Raw genomic sequence first — 21,277 nt, 5'->3', positions numbered from 1 at the left:
CCGCATCTCCTGACTCAGCTAACAATAGAATTTCGGCCTAAAAAGGCAGTCCCTAGGACTTCGGCCAACAGTATAACCGAATCATTCTTCGATAACAGGTCTTGACAAAGGATTTTACGCAAACGATTACCTTTACGGCACGCAAGGCTTTGGAGAACAAAGGTCTGCTGAATTTCAACGGATTTCTTTTCAGGTTTGTGATGCAGATTTTTCACGATGTAACCTTTACAACGCAAAGTTACAAAGAACCATTTACAATGCAGGGGTATTTTTTATAAGATGCATTTGACATACATCATTAAAGTCTCAGATAAAGGAAGACCGTATGCTTGACGCACAAACCATCGCTACAGTGAAAGCCACTATTCCCCTGCTGGTTGAAACAGGTCCGAAGCTGACCGCCCATTTCTACGATCGCATGTTTACGCATAACCCAGAGCTGAAAGAAATTTTCAACATGAGTAACCAGCGTAATGGCGATCAGCGCGAGGCGCTGTTTAACGCGATTGCCGCGTATGCCAGCAATATCGAAAACCTGGCGGCGCTGTTGCCGGCGGTTGAGAAAATCGCGCAGAAGCATACCAGTTTCCAGATTAAACCAGAGCAGTACAACATCGTGGGTGGTCATTTGCTGGCAACGCTGGACGAAATGTTCAGCCCAGGCCAGGAAGTCCTGGATGCGTGGGGTAAAGCGTATGGCGTACTGGCGAACGTTTTCATCAACCGTGAAGCGCAAATCTATAGCGAAAATGCCAATAAAAATGGCGGCTGGGAAGGTACCCGTCCTTTCCGCATCGTGGCAAAAACGCCGCGAAGTGCACTGATTACCAGCTTTGAGTTTGAGCCTGTCGACGGTGGCGCAGTAGCTGAATATCATCCGGGGCAATACCTGGGCGTCTGGCTGAAGCCGGAAGGTTTCCCGCATCAGGAAATTCGTCAGTACTCACTGACCCGTAAACCTGATGGCAAAGGCTATCGGATTGCCGTTAAGCGTGAAGACGGTGGTCAGGTTTCCACCTGGCTGCACAGCCATGCAAATGTTGGCGACGTTGTTCACCTGGCCGCACCTGCGGGCGATTTCTTTATGGACGTCGCGACCGATACCCCTGTGTCTCTGATTTCCGCAGGCGTAGGTCAGACCCCAATGCTGGCAATGCTGGATACGCTGGCGAAAGCAAACCATACGGCGCAGGTTAACTGGTTCCATGCGGCTGAAAACGGTGATGTCCATGCCTTCGCTGATGAAGTAAATGAACTCGGCAAAACGCTGCCACGCTTTAGCGCACACACCTGGTATCGTGAGCCAACCGAAGCCGATCGCGCGAAAGGCGCGTTTGATAGCGTAGGTCTGATGGATTTGAACAAGCTGGAAAGCGCAATCAGCGATCCGGCGATGCAGTTTTATCTGTGCGGTCCGGTTGGCTTTATGCAGTTTGCCGCAAAGCAGCTGGTCGGCCTGGGCGTGAAAAACGAGAACATTCATTACGAATGCTTTGGCCCGCATAAAGTTCTGTAATTACGTTATGCCTGATGGCGCTGCGCTTATCAGGCCTACGAGATATTGTAGGCCGGATAAGGTGTTTACACCGCCATCCGGCAAGCAAGGCGCGGCTTAGATTGCCGCGTCGTCTTCTTCACCGGTACGAATACGAATCACGCGAGCCACGTCGAAGACAAAAATCTTACCGTCGCCGATTTTGCCGGTCTGGGCAGTACGAATAATGGTGTCGACGCAGGTATCGACGATGTCGTCGGTAACCACAATTTCAATTTTTACCTTCGGCAGAAAATCCACCATATATTCCGCGCCACGGTACAGCTCGGTATGGCCTTTCTGACGGCCAAAGCCTTTCACTTCCGTTACCGTCATCCCGGTGATACCGACTTCTGCCAGCGCTTCGCGGACGTCGTCCAGCTTGAAGGGTTTAATAATCGCATCAATCTTTTTCATGCTATTCCTTGAAAAGGTCGCCTGTCTTTTGATCGAATAAAGCTAACATAATCCGCAGATTTATTCTTTGAAATCGTTTGCATCCAGCTCGTGTCGAGAAAGCAACTTATAGAATTCGGTGCGGTTGCGCCCCGCCATTCTTGCTGCGTGAGTCACATTGCCCTTGGTGATTTGCAGCAGCTTACGCAGATAGTTGAGCTCAAACTGGTTACGCGCCTCAACAAATGTCGGCAGCGCGGTGTTTTCCCCTTCCAGCGCCTGCTCCACCAGCGCGTCGCTGATCACTGGCGAAGAGGTCAACGCCACGCACTGCTCAATTACGTTGACTAACTGACGCACGTTGCCCGGCCAGCTGGCGGTCATTAACCGCTTCATGGCATCGGTTGAAAAGGCGCGTACGAACGGTTTGTGCCGTTCAGCAGACTGGCGCAGCAGATGGTTCGCCAGCAGCGGAATATCTTCCGTACGCTCGGCCAGCGCCGGGATCTTCAGACTCACCACGTTGAGGCGATAGTACAAATCCTCGCGAAATTCGCCCCGAGCCATCGCTTTGGGTAAATCGCGGTGGGTCGCAGAAACGATCCGCACATCAATGTCGATATCGCGGTTACTGCCCAACGGTCTGACTTTTCGTTCCTGCAATACGCGCAGCAGTTTCACCTGTAACGGTGCAGGCATATCGCCAATCTCATCGAGAAAAAGCGTGCCGCCTTCCGCGGCCTGAAACAGCCCTTCACGATTACTCACCGCGCCGGTAAAAGCGCCGCGCGCATGGCCAAACAGTTCAGACTCCAGCAGTTGTTCCGGCAACGCGCCACAGTTAATGGCAATAAAGGGCTTATGGCTGCGCGGGCTGGCGTTGTGAATCGCCTGGGCAAACACCTCTTTCCCGGTGCCGCTCTGACCATTGATCAATACGCTGACATCCGATTGCGCGACCATCCGCGCCTGTTCTAACAAACGCAACATTAACGGGCTACGGGTAACAATTGATTCACGCCAGCTGTCATCGGTAGCAGGCGCGGACTGTTCCAGCGCACCGTCAATCGCTTTGTAGAGCGCATCTTTATCGACCGGCTTGGTGAGAAAGCTGAAAACACCCTGCTGCGTTGCCGCGACAGCATCAGGAATGGAGCCGTGCGCTGTCAGGATAATAACCGGCATCCCCGGCTGCACTTTCTGGATTTCAGTGAACAGCTGCATGCCGTCCATTTCATCCATGCGCAGGTCGCTAATGACCAGATCCACTTTTTCACGATTCAGTACCCGTAATCCTTCCTGCCCACTTTCTGCGGTTACGACGCTGTAACCTTCGCTGGTCAGTCGCATACCGAGCAATTTCAACAGCCCCGGATCGTCATCGACGAGCAGCAGATGCGCGGGCTTGCGGCTTATCATGGCATGGCCTCCCCATCATCGGGCGCCGTGAGTTTATCAGTACCGTGCAACGCATCGGGATTATAGCTGCCGGCAGGTTTACGGGTGGACAGTTGTCGTTCAATATCGGTCAGATTTTCCAGCTTACGGGTGGTGAGATCGAGCTGACTCTGCAAATGCTGTTGCTGCTGACGCAGCGTATCGAGATCGCTATCTGACGACTGCTGGAGCTTACTGTAACGCATGCGTTCTTCGGCAAGCTGTAACTGCAACATTTGGTTACGGAACCAGGCCTGATAAAGCGGTCGAACCTGAGTCGGAATTTGTGGACTTAACGCGTCGAGACGCGTAACGACCTCCCGCCGTTCAGGCGGGGTAATACGGGCGTTATCGAGCAGGATCCCACGCTTAAAAGCGCCCTGCCAGGTATCCGTAAGTTGGCTACTGGCTTCACTGCGCGCCTGCACTGGCATCATGCGATCGGCGCAATCCATCGCCCGCAGCCAATACAACGGGTTGGTATCCGTGGACTGACCCGTTAGCGACCAGATATCCGTACATTCGGTGGCAAGGTAATCAGCGAGTTGATGCGGCGGGATTTTCTCCTGCGAAGGATCGCCGATAATGTGATTCACCGCATTTGGAACGCAGCCGACCAGCGCCAGGCATGGCAGACTTGCGAGTAAGACGCGGCGAATAAAATCTCGTTTAAGCATTCGGGCAACAACGTGTGGCATACTCACCAGACTTAGGTTCATTTTAGTGGTTTTTCGATGCAGATAGCGGCAGTTCTATGCGGAAACAAACGCTTTGCGCATGCTCATCAACCAGATACAGTTTTCCCCGCATACGGCGGATACAGTCTTTGGCGATGCTCAGTCCCAACCCGCTTCCTTTGACTGCCCCTTTTCGCTGATGGCTGCCCTGGAAAAAAGGCTCGAAGATCATCGCCTGTTCTGCTTCTGGAATCGGTGTGCCGGTATTTATGACATCAATATATACCGTTGAGCCATGCAAACTGCTGCGGATCCAAATGTTACCGGATTCAGCGCCATAGTGCACCGCATTGGAATAAAGATTGTCCAGCACGCTCATTAACAGCATGGGTTCGGCCAGACAAGCGTTCGCCGCCAGCGCAACATCAGTATGGATCATTTTGGCGCGAGCAGGCAGGCTATGTGCTGAAACCACGCTTTCCACCAGCGGCGCGATTTCTACAGTTTCAAGCTCAACCTCGTCATCCGCCAGCTTGCGGTTGTAATCAAGCAATTGCTCAATCAACTTTTGCAGATTACGGCTGCTGTCATCCAGAATCCCGACTACCTCTTTTTGCTCCGGCGTTAACGGGCCAACTACCTGATCGGCTAACAATTCGGTACCTTCGCGCATGCTCGCAAGCGGTGTTTTCAGCTCATGGGAAAGATGGCGTAAAAACTGATGCCGTTGCGACTCAAGCCAGGAGAGACGTTCACTCAACCAGATAATGCGCTGCCCCACGGACCGCAGCTCCCGGGGCCCGGTAAATAATACGCTATCACCCAGCGAGCGCCCTTCCCCCAGACGGTTAATCATCCGCTCGATGCCCTTCACCGGACCGATGATCATACGGGTAAACAGCAGCACCATCGCCAGACTAACGAGAAACAGCACCAGCGCCTGCCAGCCAAAGAACTGACCTCGTTCGGCAATTTCTTGTTGTAACTGCTGACCACGCGAAAAGACCACGGTACGTGTGGCCTGCACCATGTCGGTATTCGCATTAGCGAAGGCTTCCAGGCGGGCTGCCGCCTGGCTGTCAGGACCACTGTTATTACACTGCAATTGGGCGAGATCGTTGAGATCCTGCCGCAACGCCTGGTAGAGCTTGTTGTCCGGCAACACGCCCGCATGCGCATCCAGCATGTCGCTATAACGTTTACGCTGGCTCTGGTAAACCTTTGCCAGCGTCGGGTCATCCAGCACACAATACTGTCGGTAGCTACGTTCCATCTCCAGCGCGGCGTTGGTCATTGCCTCACTGCGTCGGGCATCAATGAGCGTGGTTCTGTTAGTCAGCGCCGCCTGCGCGCTCAGGGCGTTCAGGCTCTGCCACGCTTGCCAGGCCAGTACGAGCAAAGGGAGCAGGATCAGCAAAAATGCCAGTGTCACCAGCTGACGTAATGATCGGGGGAAAACAGACCAGCGCTTCAAGGCGTTACTCTCAATGGACGGGAATAAGACGATGCTAACTGAGGGGAACGTCAGATACAACAAAGCCGGGATTAACCCGGCTTTGTTATGGAATAAGGCGGTGCCTAACTCGACGTTTCGCCCGAAGGTTGATATGAGCTTCGCTAATATCAGATGTTGGACGGCAGGCACCTTGTTGTGCGTCATTCGAAGTTTATGTAGCACGTCCCGAAGGGGCTGACATAAGAAGGTGAATGAGCCACTGGTTAATATTATGCAGCATCTGTGCCAATATTCAAAACACTTTATTAACACAATGATAAATATAAGAAATATGAATAATTGTGTAAAAATAAGAGTTGAGTGTTTTTTGTTCATTCTGTCGCTAATCAGCAACACTCGCTGTACTTAAAAACAAAATCATTATAAATCAAATCATTAAGTGTCTCTTTTTGGCGACAAGCCAACCCTGCCAATGTCGGGATTTCCCGACACTTTAATTTTGTGGCATAAGCGCTGAGTTTATTGCCGGATGGCGGCGTAAACGCCTTATCCGGCCTGTGATATAAAAAAAGCCCCTCACGAAGAGGGGCTTGATGATTGCAGGCCAATTAACCGAGCTGTTTACGCGCATTACGGAAGATACGCATCCACGGGCTATCCTCGCCCCAGTTTTCCGGGTGCCAGGAGTTGCTCACGGTACGGAACACGCGTTCCGGGTGTGGCATCATAATGGTTACACGACCATTTTCGGTGGTAACAGCAGTGATACCGTTTGGCGAACCGTTCGGGTTAGCCGGATAGGTTTCGGTCACCTTACCGAAGTTATCAACGTAGCGCAGTGCCACCAGCCCTTTGCTCTCCAGTCCTGCCAGATGTACATCGTCACGCACTTCTACGCGACCTTCGCCGTGAGAAACTGCGATTGGCATCTGTGACCCAACCATACCGGCAAGCAGCAGAGACGGGCTTTGTGTCACTTCGACCAGGCTGAAACGCGCTTCAAAGCGATCGGAGTGGTTACGCACAAAGCGTGGCCACAGATCGCTTCCTGGGATCAGCTCGCGCAGGTTAGACATCATCTGACAACCGTTACACACGCCGAGTGCCAGCGTTTGTGGGCGGTGGAAGAAGGTTTCGAACTCATCACGCACGCGGTTGTTGAACAGAATCGACTTCGCCCAACCTTCCCCTGCGCCGAGTACATCGCCGTAAGAGAAGCCGCCGCAGGCTACCAGCGCCTGGAAGTTACCCAGGCCGATGCGTCCGCCCAGCAGATCGCTCATATGCACGTCGATAGCGTCAAAACCCGCACGGTGGAAAGCGGCCGCCATTTCTACGTGGGAGTTAACGCCCTGTTCGCGCAGCACGGCCACTTTTGGACGCGCACCGGTAGCGATATACGGAGCCGCAATATCTTCGTTGATGTCAAACGACAGTTTAACGTTGAGGCCAGGATCGGCATCGTTGGTTTTAGCGTTATGTTCCTGATCGGCGCACTCTGGATTGTCGCGCAGACGCTGCATCTGCCAGGTTGTTTCCGCCCACCACATACGCAGAGTAGTACGGCTTTCGCTGAACACCGCCTGACCATCTGCTTCGACCACGAAGCGGTCGCCCTGCACGGCTTTACCCAGATAGTGCACGCAATCGGCCAGGCCATGTTGAGCCAGCAACGCCTCAACCGCTTCACGGTCAGCGGCGCGAACCTGAATGACAGCCCCCAACTCTTCATTAAACAGCGCCGCCAGATGATCATCGCCCAGAGTGCCGATGTCTGCTTCAACGCCGCAGTGGCCGGTGAAGGCCATTTCCGCCAGCGTAACCAGCAGGCCGCCGTCGGAGCGGTCGTGGTAGGCCAGCAGCTTACGCTGTGCCACCAGCGCCTGAATGGCGTCGTAGAAGCCTTTCAGCTGCTCTACGTTACGCACATCGGCAGGCTTATCGCCCAGTTGACGGTAAACCTGCGCCAGCGCCGTCGCACCCAGCGCATTGTGGCCAAGACCAAGATCAATCAGCAGCAGCGCATTGTCTTCAGTAGACAGTTGCGGGGTAATCGTGTGGCGCACATCTTCCACGCGGGCAAAGGCGGTGATCACCAGCGACAACGGCGAGGTCATTTCACGCTGTTCGTTGCCTTCCTGCCAGCGGGTTTTCATCGACATAGAGTCTTTGCCCACCGGAATGGTCAGGCCAAGCGCCGGACATAATTCTTCTCCAACGGCTTTTACCGCTTCGTACAGTCCGGCGTCTTCGCCAGGGTGACCCGCAGCCGCCATCCAGTTGGCCGACAGTTTAATGCGTTTGATATCGCCGATCTGCGTTGCCGCAATGTTGGTCAGTGCCTCACCGACCGCCAGACGCGCAGAGGCTGAGAAGTCGAGTAATGCGACTGGCGCGCGCTCGCCGAGAGACATCGCTTCGCCGTAGTAGCTATCAAGGCTTGCAGTAGTGACCGCGCAGTTGGCGACCGGGATCTGCCATGGACCAACCATCTGATCGCGCGCCACCATACCGGTAACGGTACGGTCGCCGATAGTCACGAGGAACGTTTTTTCAGCAACAGTCGGCAGATGCAGCACACGGTTAACCGCATCTGCAATCGAGATTTCGCCACGATTCAGGGCATCGCCTTTGGCTTTCAGCGTCTGCACATCGCGGGTCATTTTCGGCGTTTTACCCAGCAGCACATCGAGTGGCATGTCGATCGGCTGATTGTCGAAGTGGCTATCGCTCAGAGTCAGATGCTGTTCTTCGGTGGCTTCACCGATCACCGCATACGGCGCGCGCTCACGCTTACACAGTTCGTCAAACAGCGGTAGCTGGTCGGCGGCAACCGCCAGCACATAGCGCTCCTGAGATTCGTTACACCAGATTTCCAGCGGGCTCATACCCGGCTCGTCGCTGAGGATGTCACGCAGCTGGAACTTACCACCGCGGCCGCCGTCGCTGACCAGCTCCGGCATGGCGTTAGACAGGCCGCCCGCACCAACGTCATGGATAAACAGAATCGGGTTGGCATCGCCCATCTGCCAGCAACGGTCGATAACTTCCTGGCAGCGACGTTCCATTTCCGGGTTGTCGCGCTGTACAGAAGCGAAATCAAGATCGGCATCAGACTGACCGGAAGCCATGGATGATGCAGCCCCACCGCCAAGACCGATGTTCATCGCCGGACCGCCGAGGACGATAAGCTTAGCACCCACCACGATCTCGCCTTTCTGTACGTGATCGGCACGGATATTGCCGATCCCACCTGCCAGCATGATCGGTTTATGGTAACCGCGCAGCTCTTCGCCGTTATGGCTGTTAACCTTTTCTTCATAGGTACGGAAGTAGCCCGTCAGCGCAGGACGACCAAATTCGTTGTTAAACGCAGCACCACCCAGCGGGCCTTCGGTCATGATATCCAGTGCGGTGACAATACGATCCGGCTTACCAAAATCTTCTTCCCACGGCTGTTCAAAGCCAGGAATACGCAGGTTGGAGACGGAGAAGCCTACCAGCCCGGCTTTCGGTTTTGCACCACGACCGGTTGCACCCTCATCGCGAATTTCACCGCCAGAGCCGGTTGCCGCGCCTGGCCACGGAGAGATAGCCGTCGGGTGGTTATGAGTTTCTACCTTCATCAGGATGTGGGCTGGTTCCTGATGGAAATCGTAGCGGCCAGTTTTGTGGTCGGCAAAATAGCGGCCCACTTCAGAACCTTCCATTACCGCGGCGTTGTCTTTATAGGCAGACAGCACGTGGTCCGGCGTGGTTTCGAAGGTATTCTTGATCATCTTGAACAGCGACTTAGGCTGTTGTTTACCATCGATAACCCAGTCGGCGTTAAAAATCTTGTGGCGGCAGTGCTCGGAGTTAGCCTGCGCGAACATGTACAGTTCAATGTCGTTCGGGTTGCGTCCCAGTTTGGTAAACGCATCCTGCAGATAGTCGATTTCGTCTTCCGCCAGCGCCAGGCCCAGACGCAGGTTAGCGTCGATCAGCGCCTGGCGTCCCTCACCAAGCAGGTCAACGCTGGAAACCGGCGCAGGCTGGTGATGAACAAACAGTTTTTCAGCATCGCTCAGCGCAGAGAAAACCGTTTCCATCATGCGGTCGTGCAAAATATCGGCAACCGTCAGCCACTGCTCAGCGGTCAACGTGGAGGCCTCAACATACCAGGCAATGCCACGTTCCAGGCGGCTAATCTGTTGCAGGCCGCAGTTATGGGCAATATCAGTCGCTTTAGAAGACCACGGGGAAATGGTACCCGGGCGAGGCGTGACCAGCAGCAGTTTGCCTTCAGGGGCGTGGCTGTGAAGAGCAGGACCATATTTCAGCAGACGTGCAAGTTGCGCGCGCTCATCCTCATTCAATGGTGCATTCAGATCAGCAAAATGGACGTACTCGGCGTAAATATTGTGGACCTGGAGGTTGGCAGCCTGAAAACGTGCCAGCAGTTTGTTAATACGGAATGCAGACAGTGCAGGTGAACCACGCAGAATTTCCATCATAAGTCTCTCGTCTTCTAAGCTTTCAGTGTGCCCAAGTGGGGGAAACGGGCGTCATTATAAAGAATCTGGCGCGCCGACGAAACCGTTTGCGTCGAAATAAAATCACGGCCTCTTCTTATCATCAAATGCGGTCTGGTTTCTGAATAAGTTGCCAACTGGCGCAAGTTTAAGCAAAATGCCGCTCATTAATGACGACTTCACTTCTTAATCAATACCACAGCACGCAGAGACAACGTACGGTTCAGAGAATTAACTAATTGAAAAAATTAAAGATTAATTATCTGTTCATCGGTATTTTGACGCTGTTGTTGGCAGCGGCCCTCTGGCCATCTATCCCCTGGTTCGGTAAAGCCGACAATCGTATCGCCGCCATTCAGTCGCGGGGAGAGCTGCGCGTCAGTACCATCGACTCTCCGCTCACTTACGCCGCGCTTAATGGGAAAAAGTTTGGCCTGGATTACGAACTGACCAAAGCCTTCGCCAACTACCTGGGTGTGAAGCTGAAAATCACCGTACGCCAGAACATCAGCCAGCTTTTTGACGACCTGGATAACGGTAATGCCGATCTGTTAGCCGCTGGTCTGGTGTATAACAGCGAGCGCGTTAAAAATTATCAGCCGGGTCCGACCTACTATTCCGTATCGCAACAACTGGTGTATCGGGTTGGGCAATACCGCCCGCGCACGCTTGCCACCGTGAACGAAAACCAACTGACTATCGCCCCGGGGCACGTAGTGGTTAACGACCTCCAGCAGCTAAAAGAGAAAAAATTCCCCGATCTGAGCTGGAAAGTTGATGAGAAAAAGGGCACCACTGAACTGCTTGATGATGTCATCGCCGGTAAGCTGGATTACACCATTGCCGATTCCGTTGCCATCAGCTTATATCAGCGCGTTCATCCTGAGCTGGCCGTGGCGCTGGACGTCTCTGACGAACAGCCGGTGACCTGGTTCAGTCGTCTGGACGATGACAATACGCTGTCTGCTGCCCTGCTGGATTTCTTCAATACCATGAATGAAGACGGCTCGCTTGCGCGACTGGAAGAAAAGTACCTTGGGCATGGCGATGATTTTGACTATGTTGATACCCGCACCTTTTTGCGCGCCGTAGACAGCGTGTTGCCGGACCTGAAGCCGCTGTTTGAGAAATATGCGCAAGAGATAGACTGGCGACTGCTCGCCGCAATATCCTATCAGGAGTCGCACTGGGACGCGCAGGCGACTTCCCCGACCGGTGTACGCGGGCTGATGATGCTGACCAAAAATACCGCCCAGAGTCTCGGGCTAACTGACCGTACCGATGCCGAGCAGAGCATCAGCGGCGGCGCGCGGTATTTGCAGGACATGATGAGCAAAGTGCCGGATACCGTCCCCGAAGGGGAACGTATCTGGTTTGCGCTTGCCGCCTACAACATGGGTTATGCGCACATGCTGGATGCCCGGGCGCTGACGGTGAAAACCAAAGGTAATCCGAACAGTTGGTCCGACGTAAAACAGCGTCTGCCGCTGCTCAGCCAAAAGCCGTATTACAACAAGTTGACCTATGGCTATGCGCGCGGTCACGAAGCCTACGCCTATGTGGAAAACATCCGTAAATACCAGATTAGCCTGGTGGGGTATCTGCAGGAGAAAGAAAAACAGGCGCAGGAAACGCAGCAACTGGCACAGGATTACCCGGCTGTGTCACCGGCTGAGCTGTTGGGTAAAGATAAATTTCCGCTTTCAGCGTTTCTGACTCAGACGTCGTCAAACTATCTGTCGCACTCCCCTTCTCTGCTGTTTTCAGCACAGAAGAAAGAGGACAAGTAGTCTGATTGGTATTTACTGATTGGCAGATTTTTTCAACGCTTTGATTTCCTGCCGACGCATGCGAAAGAAATCACTGAGCAGCGTGGCGCATTCATCGCGTAACACCCCTTCGGTCACGTCAACCCGATGATTCATTCCAGGGTGATGCAGCACATCCATTAATGACCCGGCAGCGCCCGTTTTCGCATCGCGTGCGCCAAAAACCACCCGACCGATACGGCTATGGACCATCGCGCCTGCGCACATCACGCACGGCTCCAGTGTTACATACAACGTTGCATCCAGCAGACGGTAGTTTTGTAGCACCAGACCGCCCTGGCGCAACGCCATGATTTCAGCGTGGGCGGTAGGATCATGATGGCCAATCGGTCGGTTCCAGCCTTCGCCAATAACGCGGTTGTTATGTACCAATACCGCACCCACCGGGACTTCACGCTCATCCCAGGCGCGCTTAGCCAGCGTTAAAGCATGACGCATCCAGTATTCGTGGCTAAATTCAACTTCAGACAAAGGGGTAACTCCAGTAATCAAAGCGGGCGCATTATACACAGACGCTATCGTTTACTCTATTCGAGTTGTTGCAGCTCTCCGCGCGGCGTGACGCGCCAGCGATGCTGGCAAAAAGAGAGCAGTGGATTGTCCTGCTTACTATCGCTGTAGCCGCTGTAAAGAGACAGCGGTGCGCCAATCTGCCGTTCCAGTTGCGCGACTTTTTCATGCCCCAGACAGCGTAGCGGCAATACCCAGCCACCGTATCCCCGCGCCATTTGACTGGCGATCAGATTGACACGCGGTAGCCACGGCGTGTCGAAGTAAACCTGCTCGACCAGCGACTGCGGAGAACCGGTGATAAGCCAGATATCAGCATCGGAGCTTAACAGGTACGTCGTCAGACGCTGCTGCACGACCGGAAATGCCGTCACATGCCCGCGAAACCAGCGCACAAAATCGGCCTGATGCGCTTTCAGACGCGCTTCGCTGCGACCAAAGGTACAGCCCCATAACAGCAGGCTCATGGGCCAGCGGGCGGCGCGCCCTTTAATTAACATTGCCAGCGCAATAATTGGCAACAGGGGCAGCACCAGCAACGCATTTAGCGGTTGGCGACGCAGCAGAAAACGTAAGAAACTACCGAACATATCCTGCTGGTGTAACGTGCCATCCAAATCAAAAAAAACAACGCGACGCTGGTGACTGGTCAAACCTTATTCCTCTGGATCGTTGAACCCCAATAGCCAGGTAAACAGGAACCCGGCAATAACCGCTACCAGATAGCCTAACAGATAGAACATCACTTTTCCGGCAACAATCGTCAGTGCCAGCGGCAATCCCGAGATGCCAAAGGTGATGACCGTCGCCACCTTCCAGTAGCTGATCAGCGCCCCACCGACTGCACCACCGAGACAGGCACCGATAAACGGCTTGCCTAATGGCAACGTCACCCCAAAAATCAGCGGTTCACCAATGCCCAGCAATCCAACCGGCAGCGCGCTTTTAATCACTTTTTTCAGCCGTGCGTTACGGGTTTTCATCAGTACCGCAATAGCCGCACCGATTTGCCCCACTCCTGCCATCGCCAGAATAGGAAAGAGCGCGTTATAACCATGCGCCTGTACCAGTTCAACGTGGATCGGCACCAACCCCTGATGAAGTCCGGTGAGCACCAACGGCAGGAAAGTCCCAGCCAGCACGGCTCCCACCAGGAAACCGCCGCGATCGATAGCCCAGGATGCGCCGTGAGCAATCGATTCAGAAATCCAGCCGCCAAGCGGTTGCAGCGCCACAATGGCGATTGTCCCGGTAATAAGGGTGGTCAGCAGTGGATTGAGGATCAGTTCGAGAGACTCCGGCAGCACTTCGCGGAATTTGCGTTCGATCCAGCACATCAACGCCACCACCAGCAGCACTGCGATCACTCCACCGCGTCCCGGCTGCAATGCCTCGCCAAACAAGGTAATTTGCGCCAGTTGCGGGCTGGAGAGAATACCGGCCATCACCCCGCCCATCGCCAGCGAACCGCCAAATACTTTGGCGGTATTCACTCCGACCAGAATATTCATGATGGCAAACACGGCGCTGCCAAATATTCCCATCAGCCCAAGCATATTTGGATAGTGGGTCGCAAAATCCCCAACGATATCCGGTCGCTTAAGGATGTTAATGATGCCGGTAATCAAACCGGAGGCGATAAACGCCGGAATAAGCGGGATAAAAACGTTAGCCAGCTTGCGTAGCGCGTCACTCATCGGCGCTTTGTACTTCGCTTTGGCCTCTGATTTTGTTCGCTCAATATCCCCCACATTGGAACGTTCGCCGCCATCGGCAATCAGGGAACGCATGGCATCGACCACTTTCGCGGCTTTGCCGGGGCCGACAATGATCTGGTGCTGCGCCCCTTGCTTCACGTAGCCGCTAACGCCCGGCAGTTGCTTGAGTCGGGAAATATCGAGCTGAGCGTCATCCTGTACCTCCACTCTGACGCGGGTCATACAGTTTTCCAGGCGCAGAATATTTTTCTCTCCGCCCACGCCCAGCAGGATATCGCTGGCCAGCACCGCCGTCTTATCCATATACACCTCTTAGTGTTCTAACGCCGCGCGTAAAAAACCCTGGTGAGCGGCAAGCTTTTCGCGGGCTGCAGCGGCATCGAGCCCCGTGAGAGCCATCAGAATGGCGGGCTTAACATCAAAATCGGTCTGTTTCAGCAGAGCTTGCGCCTGGTCATACGCAATACCGGTAGCTTCCACGACCATGCGACAAGCCCGGTCTACCAGCTTAACGTTGGTCGCTTTCATATCCACCATCAGGTTCTGATACACCTTGCCAAACTTCACCATTGCGCCGGTAGAAATCATATTGAGTACCAGTTTTTGCGCAGTACCGGACTTCAGTCGCGTTGACCCTGTCAGAGCCTCCGGGCCAACAACCGGTGATATGGCGATGTCCGCTTCACGCGCGATGGGGGAATCCGGATTACAGGAAATCGCCACCGTGGTGCAGCCAACGGAACGGGCATATTGCAAGCCGCCAATCACATACGGTGTACGCCCGGATGCAGCCAGACCCACCACCACATCCTGAGCCGTAAGGTTGAGCGAACGAAGATCATCTTCACCCAGCTGCGGGTTATCTTCTGCACCTTCAACGGCCTTCAGCAATGCGCCCGGCCCACCAGCAATCAGGCCAACAACCCGTCCATGCGGTACACCAAAAGTCGGTGGGCACTCAGACGCATCCAGTACGCCAAGACGCCCACTGGTCCCCGCCCCCATGTAGATAATCCGTCCACCCGCTTTTAACGCGTCAGCCGCTGCATCGACCGCAAGCGCAACTTCAGTCAGCGTTGCTTTTACAGCAACGGCTACCAGCGTATCCTGTTGATTAAAACGATGAACCAACTCAAGTGTGGATAACGCATCAAGATCCATGGTCTGAGGATTGCGGCTTTCTGACACTAACGCACCGAGATTCATTTTTTGTTCCTTAGGAATTTTTAATTCATAGTAATCCGTTATAATGGAATATAATATTCACCCAGGCGAGTGAAATTTTGTTTTGTAATCGCCATCACGTTTTCGCCAGGAGACAGCATGAACTGTTTGATTCGCATTCGTCAGCGTTACCCGGACCTCGCGCAAAGCGATAAAAAGCTTGCGGATTACCTCCTCGCACAGCCGGATACTGCGCGTCATCTCAGTTCACAGCAACTCGCCTTTGAAGCGGGCGTCAGCCAGTCCAGCGTGGTGAAGTTCGCGCAAAAGATGGGTTTCAAAGGATTTCCTGCACTCAAACTGGCGATCAGTGAAGCACTGGCCAGTAATCCCAATCCCCACTCTATCCCAGTGCATAATCAGATTCGCGGCGACGACCCTATGCGTCTGGTGGGTGAAAAACTGATTCAGGAGAACGTGGCGGCCATGCACGCCACACTGGATATCAACAGCGAAGAAAAGCTGATGGAAAGCGTCGCATTGTTACGCTCCGCCCGACGCATTGTCCTGACCGGAATTGGTGCATCGGGGTTGGTAGCACAGAATTTTGCCTGGAAACTGTTGAAAATAGGTTTTAACGCGGTAGTGGAACGCGATATGCACGCCCTGCTGGCAACGGTACAGGCGCTTTCGCCGGGCGATCTCCTGTTGGCGATTTCGTATACCGGAGAGCGCCGCGAGCTCAACCTGGCTGCGGATGAAACGTTGCGCACCGGCGCGAAAATCCTCGCCATCACTGGATTTACACCGAACGCCCTGCAACAGCGAGCAAGCCATTGCCTGTATACGATTGCCGAAGAACAAGCAACACGCAGCGCGGCAATTTCATCGACGCACGCGCAGATGATGCTCACGGATTTACTGTTTATGGCGCTGGTTCAGCAAGATTTAGAACATGCTCCGGAACGCATTCGCCACAGCGAAGCACTGGTAAAAAAACTGGTCTGAGCAAAGAATGCGCGTATAATGCCCGCCCGATTTGTGATGTTTTGAGAGTTTCCTGATGGCCCTGTTAATCACTAAAAAGTGTATCAATTGCGATATGTGCGAACCCGAATGCCCGAATGAGGCAATTTCGATGGGTGACAGCATTTACGAGATTAACAGCGACAAATGTACGGAATGCGTTGGCCATTACGACACGCCAACCTGCCAGAAGGTGTGCCCGATCCCCAATACTATTTTGAAAGATCCGGCACATGTCGAAACGGAAGAGCAGTTGTGGGATAAGTTTGTGCTGATGCACTACGCCGATAAACTTTAACCGCGTCGCCATCCGGCAACGTGCAGAATCTAACTCTCGATAATCACCGTGGCGCAGGCGTAGTGACGCTCATCGGCCAGCGTCACATGCATATGCGCGACACCCAGTTTTTCCGCCAGTTTTAACGCCTCCCCCCATAACCGCAGACGCGGCTTACCGAGTTCATCGTTGAAGACTTCAAACTGATTAAACGCCAGCCCATTGCGAATACCCGTGCCAAAGGCTTTTGCTGCCGCCTCTTTGACCGCAAAGCGCTTTGCCAGAAAACGCACCGGCTGCTGATGCGTCTCCCAGATTGCCCATTCGTTGTCACTGAGCACGCGTCTTGCCAGACGGTCACCGGAACGGGAGATCACCGCTTCAATGCGGGCAATCTCCACGATATCCGTGCCTAATCCCAGAATAGCCATTAGCCACGCGCTTCCAGCATCAGGCGTTTCATTTCCACCACGGCGTCTTTCAGACCGCTCATCACCGCGCGTCCGATAATGGCATGGCCAATATTCAGCTCGTGCATTTCCGGAATCCGCGCAATGGCTTTAACGTTGTGATACGTCAGGCCGTGACCCGCATTCACCTTCAGGCCCAGGCTGGCAGCAAAAGTCGCCGCTTTGGCGATACGCGCCAGTTCGCTGGCCTGTTCCGCATCGGTTTTCGCATCGGCGTAACAGCCGGTGTGAATTTCAATAAACGGCGCGCCAACTTCCGCAGCGGCCTTAATCTGTTCTTCGTCAGCATCGATAAACAGCGAAACCAGAATGCCTGCGTCCGCCAGGCGTTTGCAGGCATCGCGCATCTTGTCACGCTGACCGGCGACGTCCAGACCACCTTCAGTGGTAACTTCCTGACGTTTTTCCGGCACCAGGCAGCAAAAATGCGGCTTCGTCTCGACGGCGATTGCCAGCATCTCTTCGGTGACTGCCATTTCCAGATTCATGCGCGTATCCAGCGTCTGGCGCAAAATACGCACGTCACGGTCGGTGATATGGCGACGGTCTTCACGCAGGTGTACGGTAATACCGTCCGCACCCGCCTGCTCAACGATAAACGCCGCCTGAACCGGATCCGGGTATGCGGTGCCGCGTGCATTACGTAACGTGGCAATGTGGTCAATATTGACGCCTAACAGTAATTCAGCCATGACAATCCTCGTTAATCATTATTTGTTTTTACCGCGCGTTTTGGCATAAATTGCCGGAACAGTTCCCGGCTTTTTAACGGCTTACCACCAAGATACGGCTTTAACGCCATGCGGGTAAAGCGTTTCGCGGCGCGTAACGTATCGACATCAGGAAATTCACGCGACTCAAGTGCTTTGAGATGGCGTCCGGTAAAAGTGGAATTATCGATCACTACGCTGGCGATAAACCCTTTTTCTTCCCGGTAACGATAGGTCATAGTGTCGTCTACCGGCTCGCCGCTGCCCGCACAATGGGTAAAATCGACGCCGTACCCCAGATGTCCAAGTAAGGCCAGCTCAAAGCGACGCAGCGCAGGCTCTGGCGAACCCGTCGCACCAGCCAGCGCCTGGATACAATTCAGATAATCGAAAAAGAGTTCAGAAAAACGGGTCTCGTACTCGAGGACGCGGGAGATAAGTTCGTTGATATACAAGCCGCTGTACAGCGTGATACCGCTAAGAGGGAGCGCCAGAGAAACGGCTTCAGCGCTACGCAGGGTTTTGACCTCACCGCGGCCGCCAAAGCGAAGTAACAACGGGGTAAAAGGCTGGAGTGCGCCTTTGAGATTAGAACGTTTAGAACGTGCGCCTTTAGCCACCAGGCGCACGCGACCCGACTCTTCCGTGAAGACGTCCAGCACGAGACTGGTTTCGCTCCAGGGGCGACTATGCAAGACAAAGGCTCGTTGCCATCCTTCCATATACTCGCCGTGTTTCAGAAGATGGGTTTAGACGTCGTCGCCGTAACCGAGGCTACGCAGCGCGCGTTCGTCATCGGCCCAGCCGGATTTCACTTTCACCCACAGTTCGAGGTGAACGGGCGCTTCGAACATCTCCTGCATGTCTTTACGCGCTTCGATGCCGATGGTTTTGATTTTGGCCCCTTTGTTGCCAATAACCATCTTTTTCTGCCCTTCACGTTCAACGAGGATCAGACCGTTAATATCGTAACCACCGCGCTCGTTGGAGATAAAACGCTCAATTTCCACAGTAACGGAATACGGCAGTTCAGCCCCCAGAAAACGCATCAGCTTTTCGCGGATGATTTCAGAAGCCATAAAACGCTGAGAACGGTCAGTGATGTAATCTTCCGGGAAGTGATGGATAGCTTCCGGCAGATGCTTACGTACGATGCCCGCAACGGTATCGACATTCAGACCGGTCTCGGCAGAGATCGGCACGATATCGAGGAAGTTCATCTGGCTTGCCAGGAACTGCAGGTGCGGCAGCAGATCGGCTTTTTCCTGAACGTTGTCTACTTTGTTCACGGCCAGAATTACCGGCGCTTTACCGTCGCGCAGCTTGTTGAGCACCATTTCGTCGTCCGGCGTCCAGCGGGTGCCTTCCACAACGAAAATAACCAGTTCAACATCACCAATCGAGCTGCTGGCCGCTTTGTTCATCAGGCGGTTGATGGCACGTTTCTCTTCCATATGCAGGCCCGGGGTATCGACATAAATCGCCTGATACGCGCCTTCAGTATGGATGCCAACAATACGGTGACGTGTTGTCTGAGCCTTACGTGAGGTAATGGAAATCTTCTGCCCAAGCAGATTATTCAACAGGGTGGATTTGCCGACGTTCGGGCGACCGACGATGGCAATAAATCCGCAATAGGTTTTGTCGATGCTCATTCCAGCTCCAGTTTTTTTAACGCCTGTTCGGCGGCAGCCTGCTCAGCCTTACGACGGCTCGAACCTGTGCCAACCACCGGTTCACTCAGGCCGCTAACCTGGCAGTGGATAGTAAATTCTTGATCGTGTGCTTCACCACGAACCTGCACCACCAGATAAGACGGCAGCGGCAGGTGGCGACCCTGCAAATACTCCTGCAGGCGCGTTTTCGGATCTTTTTGTTTATCGCCTGGGCTAATTTCGTCCAGACGCGTTTGATACCAGTTCAGGATCAGCTGTTCAACGGTTTGAATATCGCTGTCGAGGAAGACGCCGCCGATCAACGCTTCGACGGTATCCGCCAGAATTGATTCGCGACGAAAACCACCGCTTTTCAGCTCGCCCGGTCCCAGGCGTAAACATTCACCGAGGTCAAATTCACGGGCTAATTCAGCCAGCGTATTTCCACGCACCAGCGTGGCGCGCATGCGGCTCATGTCACCTTCGTCCACTCGAGGGAAACGGTGATACAGCGCATTCGCAATAACAAAGCTCAAAATAGAGTCGCCTAAAAATTCTAAACGCTCGTTATGTTTGCTGCTGGCACTACGGTGAGTTAATGCCTGCTGCAACAGCTCCTGATGATTAAAAGTGTAGCCCAGCTTCCGTTGAAGCCGATTAATTACGATGGGATTCATGCGATACCAATAAATGAATGCGTCAACAATTCAGCACACGAAACAGACCTGATATACACCCGTCATTAGAGAGACCAATGCTGTTTCGTGTGCCGTGGCAACCTGACGGTGCCAACCTAAAACTTCGGGGGAATATTCTATACACAACGACAAGGGATGTCGTTAGTCTGAGGGAATTAATCCGAGAAATAATTCACGCTGTCGTTATTAAGACGACAGCGTGAACCATTATCAGCAATTAGTGGATGCCGCCAATGCGACTCAAACGAACACCGGTTGGCCACTCACCTTCTTGTTTGTCGAAACTCATCCAGATTGCGGTCGCTTTACCTACCAGATTCGCTTCCGGTACAAATCCCCAGTAACGGCTGTCCGCGCTGTTGTCACGGTTATCGCCCATCATGAAGTAATGCCCCGGTGGAACGATCCAGGTGGCTAACTGCTGACCCGGCTGACGGTAATACATCCCCACCTGATCCTGCGCGATTGGCACCATCAGAATGCGGTGAGTTACCTCACCCAGCGTTTCTTTACGCTCGGTCAGGCGAATACCGTTGTCTTTCGTTTCGTTCAGCGGAACTTCAAAGAAACCGCTGGTCGCTTCCCCGCCGTTGCGGCGAGCAAACGTCTGCACAAAATCACTTGGCTGAACATCAGAGTACGTTACCGGCAGCGCGTTTTCACAAGCCTGACCGGAACGGCATCCTGGCTGAATCGTCACCTCTTTCGCCACCGGATCGTACGTCACTTTGTCTCCCGGTAAACCGACAGCGCGTTTGATGTAGTCCAGACGCGGATCTTCCGGGTATTTAAATACCACGATATCACCGCGTTTCGGGTGGCCAGTTTCGATCAACGTTTTCTGATAAATCGGATCTTTAATTCCGTAGGCAAATTTCTCTACCAGAATAAAATCACCAATCAACAGTGTTGGCATCATCGAACCCGACGGGATCTGGAACGGTTCATAAATAAATGAACGCACCACCAGCACAATAGCCAGTACCGGGAAAACGGACGCACCGGTTTCCAGCCAACCCGGCTTAGGGGCAACTTTTTTCAGCATTGCTTTATCCAGTGAATCGCCTGCAGCGGCCTGTGCCGCAGCCTGGCGCTCCCGGCGTTTTGGCGCGAAGACAAACTTATCTACGCACCATAAAATGCCCGTCACCAGTGTGGCAATCACCAGAATCAGGGCAAACATGTTCGCCATGCCAACTCCTTAAG

General features: G+C 53.7%; 19 protein-coding genes and 1 pseudogene. 5 read left to right on the top strand and 15 right to left on the bottom strand.

What is annotated here, in order from left to right; genetic code table 11:
• Positions 1 to 325 precede the first annotated feature (325 nt).
• The gene (hmpA, locus tag EHN13_RS22295) at positions 326 to 1,516 is read left to right on the top strand and encodes an NO-inducible flavohemoprotein (RefSeq protein ID WP_124022096.1); all 1,191 of its coding nucleotides are present in this window, start codon (positions 326 to 328) and stop codon (positions 1,514 to 1,516) included.
• A gap of 4 nt (positions 1,517 to 1,520) precedes the next feature.
• A pseudogene (locus tag EHN13_RS24620) lies at positions 1,521 to 1,616 on the top strand (hypothetical protein); the annotation flags it as partial.
• Here the strand turns inward: EHN13_RS24620 and glnB are convergent.
• The 5 genes from glnB to purL form a co-directional block, all read right to left on the bottom strand.
• Complete coding sequence (gene glnB / locus EHN13_RS22290) at positions 1,613 to 1,951, bottom strand: nitrogen regulatory protein P-II (protein ID WP_002914032.1); 339 nt, start codon at positions 1,949 to 1,951, stop codon at positions 1,613 to 1,615. The pseudogene EHN13_RS24620 and the gene glnB sit on opposite strands and share 4 nt — an antisense overlap.
• 60 nt (positions 1,952 to 2,011) lie before the next feature.
• Positions 2,012 to 3,346 (bottom strand): two-component system response regulator GlrR, encoded by a 1,335-nt coding sequence (glrR, locus tag EHN13_RS22285; protein ID WP_305764056.1) that lies wholly within the window; start codon positions 3,344 to 3,346, stop codon positions 2,012 to 2,014.
• Entirely contained in the window at positions 3,346 to 4,065 is a 720-nt protein-coding gene (qseG, locus tag EHN13_RS22280) for a two-component system QseEF-associated lipoprotein QseG (RefSeq protein WP_124022095.1), read from the bottom strand. Before qseG ends, glrR begins: the two co-directional genes overlap by 1 nt.
• Before the next feature lie 22 nt (positions 4,066 to 4,087).
• Complete coding sequence (qseE, locus tag EHN13_RS22275) at positions 4,088 to 5,518, bottom strand: two component system sensor histidine kinase QseE/GlrK (RefSeq protein WP_124022102.1); 1,431 nt, start codon at positions 5,516 to 5,518, stop codon at positions 4,088 to 4,090.
• Between the two features lie 590 nt (positions 5,519 to 6,108).
• A complete protein-coding gene (purL, locus tag EHN13_RS22270) occupies positions 6,109 to 9,996 on the bottom strand; it encodes a phosphoribosylformylglycinamidine synthase (RefSeq protein ID WP_124022094.1) in 3,888 nt (1,295 codons plus the stop codon).
• A 257-nt stretch (positions 9,997 to 10,253) separates the two neighbouring features.
• Between purL and mltF the strand changes: the two genes are divergently transcribed.
• Positions 10,254 to 11,804 (top strand): membrane-bound lytic murein transglycosylase MltF, encoded by a 1,551-nt coding sequence (gene mltF, locus EHN13_RS22265; RefSeq protein ID WP_124022093.1) that lies wholly within the window; start codon positions 10,254 to 10,256, stop codon positions 11,802 to 11,804.
• A gap of 12 nt (positions 11,805 to 11,816) precedes the next feature.
• Here the strand turns inward: mltF and tadA are convergent, their stop codons facing one another.
• Genes tadA through murQ form a run of 4 tightly spaced genes read right to left on the bottom strand, consistent with a single transcriptional unit; the run spans position 11,817 to position 15,277 of the window.
• Positions 11,817 to 12,353, bottom strand: a complete 537-nt coding sequence (tadA, locus tag EHN13_RS22260; protein WP_101742030.1) for a tRNA adenosine(34) deaminase TadA — start codon at positions 12,351 to 12,353, stop codon at positions 11,817 to 11,819.
• Between the two features lie 17 nt (positions 12,354 to 12,370).
• The gene (yfhb, locus tag EHN13_RS22255; protein ID WP_061068361.1) at positions 12,371 to 13,006 is read right to left on the bottom strand and encodes a phosphatidylglycerophosphatase C; all 636 of its coding nucleotides are present in this window, start codon (positions 13,004 to 13,006) and stop codon (positions 12,371 to 12,373) included.
• 3 nt (positions 13,007 to 13,009) lie between these two features.
• Positions 13,010 to 14,374, bottom strand: a complete 1,365-nt coding sequence (locus EHN13_RS22250) for a PTS transporter subunit EIIC (RefSeq protein WP_048210893.1) — start codon at positions 14,372 to 14,374, stop codon at positions 13,010 to 13,012.
• A 9-nt stretch (positions 14,375 to 14,383) separates the two neighbouring features.
• Entirely contained in the window at positions 14,384 to 15,277 is an 894-nt protein-coding gene (murQ, locus tag EHN13_RS22245) for an N-acetylmuramic acid 6-phosphate etherase (protein ID WP_061068362.1), read from the bottom strand.
• A gap of 117 nt (positions 15,278 to 15,394) precedes the next feature.
• Here murQ and EHN13_RS22240 point away from each other — a divergent pair, with 117 nt between their 5' ends.
• Both EHN13_RS22240 and EHN13_RS22235 read left to right on the top strand, forming a co-directional pair.
• Positions 15,395 to 16,243 carry a MurR/RpiR family transcriptional regulator gene (locus EHN13_RS22240; RefSeq protein ID WP_048210891.1) on the top strand — a complete coding sequence of 283 codons (849 nt, stop codon included), beginning with the start codon at positions 15,395 to 15,397 and terminating at the stop codon, positions 16,241 to 16,243.
• Between the two features lie 55 nt (positions 16,244 to 16,298).
• Positions 16,299 to 16,559 carry a YfhL family 4Fe-4S dicluster ferredoxin gene (locus EHN13_RS22235; protein ID WP_124022092.1) on the top strand — a complete coding sequence of 87 codons (261 nt, stop codon included), beginning with the start codon at positions 16,299 to 16,301 and terminating at the stop codon, positions 16,557 to 16,559.
• A gap of 29 nt (positions 16,560 to 16,588) precedes the next feature.
• Here EHN13_RS22235 and acpS read toward each other — a convergent pair whose 3' ends face one another.
• The 6 genes from acpS to lepB all read right to left on the bottom strand — a co-directional run bounded on the left by acpS (position 16,589) and on the right by lepB (position 21,263).
• Positions 16,589 to 16,969 (bottom strand): holo-ACP synthase, encoded by a 381-nt coding sequence (gene acpS / locus EHN13_RS22230; RefSeq protein WP_003037588.1) that lies wholly within the window; start codon positions 16,967 to 16,969, stop codon positions 16,589 to 16,591.
• A complete protein-coding gene (gene pdxJ / locus EHN13_RS22225; protein ID WP_003838383.1) occupies positions 16,969 to 17,700 on the bottom strand; it encodes a pyridoxine 5'-phosphate synthase in 732 nt (243 codons plus the stop codon). Before pdxJ ends, acpS begins: the two co-directional genes overlap by 1 nt.
• Before the next feature lie 11 nt (positions 17,701 to 17,711).
• The gene (recO, locus tag EHN13_RS22220; RefSeq protein ID WP_061068364.1) at positions 17,712 to 18,440 is read right to left on the bottom strand and encodes a DNA repair protein RecO; all 729 of its coding nucleotides are present in this window, start codon (positions 18,438 to 18,440) and stop codon (positions 17,712 to 17,714) included.
• Between the two features lie 27 nt (positions 18,441 to 18,467).
• Positions 18,468 to 19,373, bottom strand: a complete 906-nt coding sequence (era, locus tag EHN13_RS22215) for a GTPase Era (protein ID WP_048210889.1) — start codon at positions 19,371 to 19,373, stop codon at positions 18,468 to 18,470.
• Positions 19,370 to 20,050, bottom strand: coding sequence for a ribonuclease III (gene rnc / locus EHN13_RS22210; RefSeq protein WP_003037579.1), 681 nt, complete (start codon positions 20,048 to 20,050; stop codon positions 19,370 to 19,372). Before rnc ends, era begins: the two co-directional genes overlap by 4 nt.
• Before the next feature lie 238 nt (positions 20,051 to 20,288).
• A complete protein-coding gene (gene lepB / locus EHN13_RS22205; RefSeq protein ID WP_124022091.1) occupies positions 20,289 to 21,263 on the bottom strand; it encodes a signal peptidase I in 975 nt (324 codons plus the stop codon).
• Positions 21,264 to 21,277: the final 14 nt, after the last annotated feature.

Origin of the sequence: Citrobacter youngae (assembly GCF_003818115.1) — a bacterium.
In the GTDB taxonomy this organism is placed as follows: domain Bacteria; phylum Pseudomonadota; class Gammaproteobacteria; order Enterobacterales; family Enterobacteriaceae; genus Citrobacter; species Citrobacter youngae.
Note: the sequence above shows the minus strand (reverse complement) of the source record. Positions and strands in the feature narration are given on the sequence as shown.